This window comes from Streptomyces sp. GC420 (assembly GCF_009916105.1).
In the GTDB taxonomy this organism is placed as follows: Bacteria; Actinomycetota; Actinomycetes; order Streptomycetales; family Streptomycetaceae; genus Streptomyces.
The window spans coordinates 1-6,414 of sequence record NZ_JAAAXQ010000409.1 but is presented as its reverse complement, the minus strand read 5'-3'; the positions used below and the strand labels follow the sequence as shown (position 1 = coordinate 6,414).

The window sequence follows — 6,414 nt, the reverse complement described above, 5'->3', positions numbered from 1 at the left end:
GTGGTCGGGTGGGTGGCGGGTCGTGTTCGTGCGGCCGGGTGGGCCCGGCGAGGTCCGGTGCGGTTCGGCGGCCCCTCGCGGTGGACGGGTATGGGGCCGACGACATGCGGGTCCGCCGCGTGGGCGCGGCCGGCCCGCGGGTGACGCACCGGACTCCGGGCGGAGCGTTCAGGAGTGCTGTTCCGGCCCCGCCCCCAGGGGCGCGAAGAGGTCCACGCCGTTGCCGTCCGGGTCCCGCACCACGGCGTAGCGCTGGCCCCAGAACGCGTCCCACGGCTTCAGCTCTCCGTGGTGGCCGGCCGCGACGAGTTCCTCGTACAGCCGGTCCACGGCTCCGGCGTCCGCACAGCGGAACGCCAGTCCGATCCGGCCGCCACCGGCGCGGGCCGGCTCCCACCCGGTGTGGAAGGACCGGATGGTCTCCTCCGTGTCCCAGGCGATGCGCAGCCCGCCGGGCAGGGTGGTCTCCACGTGGGGCTGCTCCTCGGCGCCGGCGGGGATGTCGAGCCCCAGCCTGCGGTAGAAGGCGAGCGAGGCCGCCATGTCGGAGACGATCAGACCGATCAGGTCGAAGCGTGCGGTCACGGTGTGCTCGGTGTTCATGCCACCACCGTAGGAACCTTCCGGGGCCGGGTCTTGTACGAATCGGTCACGCCGGCCGCGCCGCGGCGTTCCGGGTCCGCGGTGGCGCGCGGGTCCCCCGCGCAGTCTTCAGGAACGGTCAGCGGTCGTTGCGGTGGTGCAGCCACCAGCGGGTGGCCAGGAGGATGAGGAGGGCGCAGGCGGCGACCACCAGCGTGAGCTGGGAGCGGACGAACCAGGCGTAGATCTCGCCGATGCGCGTGCCCGCGGCGAATCCGAGGCCGCCCCAGACGGCGACCCAGAGCACCGCGCCCAGCACGTTGTACACGAGGAAACGGCGCCAGGGCATGCCCACCGTGCCGGCGATGATGCCGTTGGTCTGGCGCAGGACGTCGACGAAGCGCGCGACGGTGACGACGGCCGGGCCGCGGCGGTCGAAGAAGTCCTCGGCCTTCTCCAGGCGGGCCGGGGTGAGCAGGAGGTAGCGGCCCCAGCGCCTGACGAAGGCCCGGCCGCCGCTGCGGCCCACGAGGTAGCCGAGGCAGTCCCCGGCCACCGCGGCGAGGACCGCCACCGTCAGCACCACGGTGATGTCCAGCCGTCCGGTCCCCGCGGTGGCGGCCGCCAGCACCAGGATGGTCTGGCCGGGCACCGGGATGCCTCCGTTGTCCAGCAGGACGAGCACGCCGAGCGCGACATAGCCGTGGTCCTCCAGCAGCGGGACCAGGTTCGCCAGCGGACCTGGCAGCGGCGGGGCCATGGCCTCACCGTACGTGCCGGACGCCCGCGAACGGAGCTGATCCGCGCCCGTGGCCGCCCTCCGGGCGACCGTTCCCCGCGTGCCGGAGACCGGCTCGCCGACCGCCGGCCGCCGGTCGCGGTCGGCCGGGGGAGCGCCGGGATCCAGCGTGCGGGGCGTGGCACCACGTCCCCCGGCCGGACGGCGATGACGGGACGTCACGCCACGGTGGCCCGCTGTCCGCTGTCCGCTGCTTGTGGCGTGTGGCGTGCGGCGTGCGGCGGCTTCCGTAGGGCGGGCCATTTCGGGTGAACCGCCCGGCGGGGGAAATCCCTCCACGCACAGGTCGAGGGTTTCCCCCGTATCCGCCGGACCTGGGCGTTGCCTACTGTTCGGGCACAGCTGATCCAAAGGAGACCCCCGCGGATCGCTCGCGCCAGGCCGGCCCACGCGTACCCGAGCATTCCTTTCGCTCCATCCCCCCCGCCGCTTCGACGACGAAGCGTTACACCGCCGCTCCGCCACGCCCGGAGCCGGCTCCGAAAGGCAAGCCCTTGCGTACTTCTCGTACTCCGCGCACCGCGCGGCGGAGACTGATATCCGTCGCCACGGTGTCCGCCGTCTCCGCGGCGCTGCTGTCCGGCACCGCCGCCGTCTCCGTCGCCCAGGCCGAAACCGCCGCCCCGCAGAAGGCCGCCGCTCCCCAGGCCCCCGTCGAGCGGCTGATCGTCGGCTACAAGTCGTCCGCCTCCGAGGCCAAGTCCAACTCCGCCGCGTCCGCCGACGCCGAGGCGAAGGGCCGCGAGGCCGGCGAGGACCTGGACTTCCAGCGCCGTCTCGGCACCGGCGCCGCGCTGGTGGACCTGGGCGACGAGCTGACCGAGGCCGAGGCCGCCGACGTCATCGACGAGTTCCAGGCCGACCCGCAGGTCGCCTACGTCGTGCCGGACCGGCTGAACAAGCCGCTGGCGGACCCCAACGACACCGAGTACGCCAAGCAGTGGGACCTGTTCGAGGCCACCGCGGGCATGAACGTGCCCGGTGCCTGGAGCACCTCCACCGGCAGCGGCGTCACGGTCGCCGTCATCGACACCGGCTACGTCACCCACTCCGACCTGGCCGCCAACATCGTCGGGGGCTACGACTTCATCGCCGACACCTTCGTGTCGGCCGACGGCGACGGGCGCGACAGCAACCCCGCCGACCCGGGCGACTGGTACTCGACCGACGAGTGCGGGACGGGCACCGGGTCCAGCAGCTCCTCCTGGCACGGCACGCACGTCGCCGGCACCATCGCCGCGGTCACCAACAACAGCAAGGGTGTCGCCGGCATCGCGTACAACGCGAAGATCTCGCCGGTGCGCGTCCTCGGCAAGTGCGGCGGCTACGACTCGGACATCATCGACGCCATCACGTGGGCGTCCGGCGGCACCGTCTCCGGCGTGCCCGCCAACGGCAATGTCGCGAAGGTCATCAACATGAGCCTGGGCGGCTCCGGTTCCTGCTCGACCGCCACCCAGACAGCGATCACCAACGCCGTGAACCGCGGCACCACCGTGGTCGTGGCGGCGGGCAACAGCAACGCCAACGCCGCGAACTACTCCCCGGCGAGCTGCAACAACGTCATCTCCGTCGCCGCGCTGAACCGCACCGGCTCCAAGGCCTCCTACTCCAACTACGGCTCGGTCGTGGACATCGCGGCCCCCGGCGGCCAGACGAGCACCGGTACCGCCAACGGCATCCTGTCCACGCTGAACACCGGTACGACCACCCCGGGCAGCGAGACGTACACCTACTACCAGGGCACCAGCATGGCCGCCCCGCACATCGCGGGTCTCGCCGCGCTGGTGAAGTCCGCCGACTCCGCGCTCACCCCGGCGCAGATCGAGTCGGCCATCAAGACCAACGCCCGTGCCCTGCCCGGCACCTGCACCGGCGGCTGCGGCGCCGGTCTCGCCGACGCCGCCGCGACGGTCGCGGCCGTGTCCGGCGGCGGCTCGGGCGGCGGCACCACCTTCAGCAGCACCACGTCCGTCGCCATCCCGGACGCCGGTTCCGCGGTCGAGTCGCCGATCACCGTCAGCGGAGTCAGCGGCAACGCCCCCTCCACCCTCCCGGTCACGGTGGACATCACCCACACCTGGCGCGGTGACCTGGTCGTCGACCTGGTCGCCCCGGACGGATCGGTGTACAACATGCTGAACCGCAGCGGCGGATCGGCCGACGACGTGAAGCAGACCTTCACGGTCAACGCCTCCTCCGAGGTCGCCAACGGCACCTGGAAGCTGCGGGTGCGCGACGCGGCCTCGGCCGACACCGGCAAGATCAACGGCTGGTCGCTGACCTTCTGACCGGCCCGCCACCCGCGCGACGATCCGGCCGGCCGGTGTGCACCGCACACCGGCCGGCCCTCGCCGTTCCCGCCTCAGGGCCCCACGGACCGGCGGCGGCCCAGCAGTTCGGCCAGTCCCCGGCGGGTGGCGGCCAGCACCACCCGGTCCTGCGGCCGCAGCACATAGCCGGGGTGAAGGTCCCAGACCAGGTTGCCCGAGCGCCGGCCGCGCGTGGCGGCAAGGTCGTCCACCCGGTCACCGGGGTCGGCCGTGTCCAGGGCCAGCACCCGCCACGCCCCGGCGCGGAAGGCCTCGGCCACCGTACGGCCCTCCAGCTGCGGATGACCCGCGACCTCCACGGCGGCGAAGAGCAGCACCCGGCGCTCGACCGGGATGGCCCCGAGGACCTGACGCCCCATCATCGCCCCGGCGAAGGCGGGCGCCGCGAGATGGGAGACGCTGCGGCTGCGGGTCAGCGCCTGCGGATGCGCCGCGCGCAGCGTCCGGTAGACGGCGGTGGCGAAGTCGTCGTCGTACAGGCGCAGCACCACGCGCAGGTCCGGCTTCACCGTACGCGCGTACAGCGCCGCCTCCAGGTTGGTGGTGTCGGAGCTGGTCAGGGCCAGCAGCGCCCGTGCCCGGTGCACCTTCGCGCTCTCCAGCACTCCCTCCTGGGTGACGTCGCCGATCACCACCGGCACCCGCAGCCGGCGTGCGAGCGGCAGGCCGCGGGCCGCCGGGTCCTCCTCGACGCACACCACGGGGATGTCCAGCGCCCGCAGCCGCGCCAGTACGCGGGTGCCGATCTTCCCCAGACCCAGCAGCACCACGTGCCCGGAGAGCCCGCGGGGCGGGCGGCGTACGGCCGAGGCGCTGCGGAACGAGCCCAGCGCCTCCAGGACACCCGCCACCAGCACCGGCAGGAGCAGCAACCCGGCCAGCCCGGAAAGCAGTTGCAGCAGCTGCCGGCCCACGGGGGCTTCCACGGCGGGGTCGTTGATGGCGAAGACGTCGAGCAGCGTCAGGTACACGGCGTGCAGCGGGGAGTCGCCGGTGGTCAGCACCGAGGCCACCGCCAGCGCCAGCACCGCCGCGCCGAGGCCCGCGACCGCCCAGAGCAGCCTCCGGGAGAACAGCGAGGCGAGAGGAAGCATCCGGTCGCCCAGCCGGCCGGGCGGCAGCCCCGGGCCGGTGTGCGAGACGGCCTCCAGCACCACGGTGTTCCTCCCGGTCGCCGCGGCCACCGTGGCATCGTCGGGCAGCAGCAGCGGCCCCTCGGCGCCGCTGCTGTCCGAACCCTCCACGCCCGCCGGGTCGCTGGCCGTGGACGACAGCAGGGCCAGTGTGCAAAGTCCCGGGCCCGCGGGCTCGCCGGGCCCGGACGAGGCGCGCTCCACGGCCCGCAGCAGCAGCCCGTCCGCCTGGACGACCTTGCTGGTGCCCGCTATGGCGGTGGCCGCGAGCGCGGGCGCGGCGGTGTCCGCGTCGGAGAGCACGGTGGTGGCCGCGTCGAGTTCCGCCGCGTCCAGCGTGGGATCGGCGACGGCCGCCGCCTGGTCGAGCAACTCGGCGAGGTGCTGGCCCAGTTTGCGGTTGTACAGCCGGATCACCAGTCGCAGCCGCGGGTTGAGCCGCCGGGCGATCAGCGCGGCCCTGATGTTCGTCTCGTCGTCCTCGTGCAGCAGGGCCAGCGCTGCCGCACGCTCCACCCCGGCCTCGGCCAGCGCCGTCTCGTCGGGCTCCGGCGCCTCGAGCACCCCGGCATCGGTCACCTCCGGCGGCCGGCCTCCCGGGGCGCGCGTCAGGACGGCCGACACCCGGCCGAGCAGCGCGGTGGCACGGGCCGGGCCACGCCCCGGCACGGAGATCGTCGGCCGGAGGGACTCACCCGCCGGCGGGACGAGGAGCGTCACTCGCTCGCGGTAGACGTCCCGGAGCTCGGCGGCCAGCCTGTGGGCCAGCGCGTCGTCGCCGCACACCACCATGTGCCCTCCGCGCGCGGGCAGTTGGTCGTCGGCCGGCCGGTGATGCTGGTCAGGCAGTGAGGTCACACCCCGTAGAGTGCCGTGACCCGCCGCAAGGTTCCGCACCGGGGTGGCGGTGCGGGTGGCGGCGCGTGCGGCGGTGCGTGCGGCGGTGCCGGGTGGCGGGAGCCCCGCCGCGGACGCAGAATGGAGAAGCGCGGCCGCGTTCTGCGCAGACTCGGGAGCGCCGACCGGGAGCACCCATGCAACGAGACGACCTTGAGGCGGTGTTCTACGGAGACGGCCGGGTTCCCGTGCCGTGGGCGACCGACTGCCCCGTCCGCTTCGACGCCTGGCGGGCGTTCACCGAACCCGGTCCTCCGCGGCAGGAGTCCCACGAGCACCGGGAGGACCTGATCCTCGCGATCAATGAGGAGCACGGCATCCAGCGCGTCATGGACCACTTCTGGAGCCTCGGCATGACCGAGTGCCAGCCCGTCGCGTCCGGCAGTTTCGTGGCGGCGAGGCTCACGCTCGACGAGCTGGTGCGGGCCGTGGTGCCGATGACCAACCTCTGCGGCGTGGTGCGCAGCGCCCGGGAGATCGCGTTGACCGAGGGGACCCAGGGTGTCGAGGACGCCCTGGAGGGCCGCTTCCGGAAACAGCCGCGCACCAGCGACATCCACGACAACCTCGAACGGCGTCATGAGCGAAGCCGGCAGCTCACCTGGTTCCTCAATGTGCTGGCCAGGGTCATTATGGATGCGCCCGCGCACGCCGGCCCACCGTCCGGCCC

General features: G+C 73.6%; 4 protein-coding genes and 1 pseudogene. 2 read left to right on the top strand and 3 right to left on the bottom strand.

All coding sequences use genetic code 11. The features are described 5' to 3' along the window. Positions 1–168: 168 nt before the first annotated feature. Both GUY61_RS32605 and GUY61_RS32600 read right to left on the bottom strand, forming a co-directional pair. Entirely contained in the window at positions 169–585 is a 417-nt protein-coding gene (locus GUY61_RS32605) for a VOC family protein (RefSeq protein WP_166633930.1), read from the bottom strand. A 136-nt stretch (positions 586–721) separates the two neighbouring features. Further along, positions 722–1,342 (bottom strand): DedA family protein, encoded by a 621-nt coding sequence (locus tag GUY61_RS32600; RefSeq protein ID WP_166633928.1) that lies wholly within the window; start codon positions 1,340–1,342, stop codon positions 722–724. 533 nt (positions 1,343–1,875) lie between these two features. Between GUY61_RS32600 and GUY61_RS32595 the strand changes: the two genes are divergently transcribed. Next, positions 1,876–3,672, top strand: coding sequence for a S8 family serine peptidase (locus GUY61_RS32595; RefSeq protein ID WP_166633927.1), 1,797 nt, complete (start codon positions 1,876–1,878; stop codon positions 3,670–3,672). Positions 3,673–3,746: 74 nt separating this feature from the next. Here GUY61_RS32595 and GUY61_RS32590 read toward each other — a convergent pair whose 3' ends face one another. Beyond that, on the bottom strand, positions 3,747–5,705 hold the full coding sequence (locus GUY61_RS32590) for an NAD-binding protein (RefSeq protein ID WP_398957708.1): 1,959 nt from the start codon (positions 5,703–5,705) through the stop codon (positions 3,747–3,749). A gap of 176 nt (positions 5,706–5,881) precedes the next feature. On the opposite strand from GUY61_RS32590, the pseudogene GUY61_RS32585 reads away from it, so the two are divergent. Beyond that, a pseudogene (locus GUY61_RS32585) lies at positions 5,882–6,414 on the top strand (protease); the annotation flags it as partial.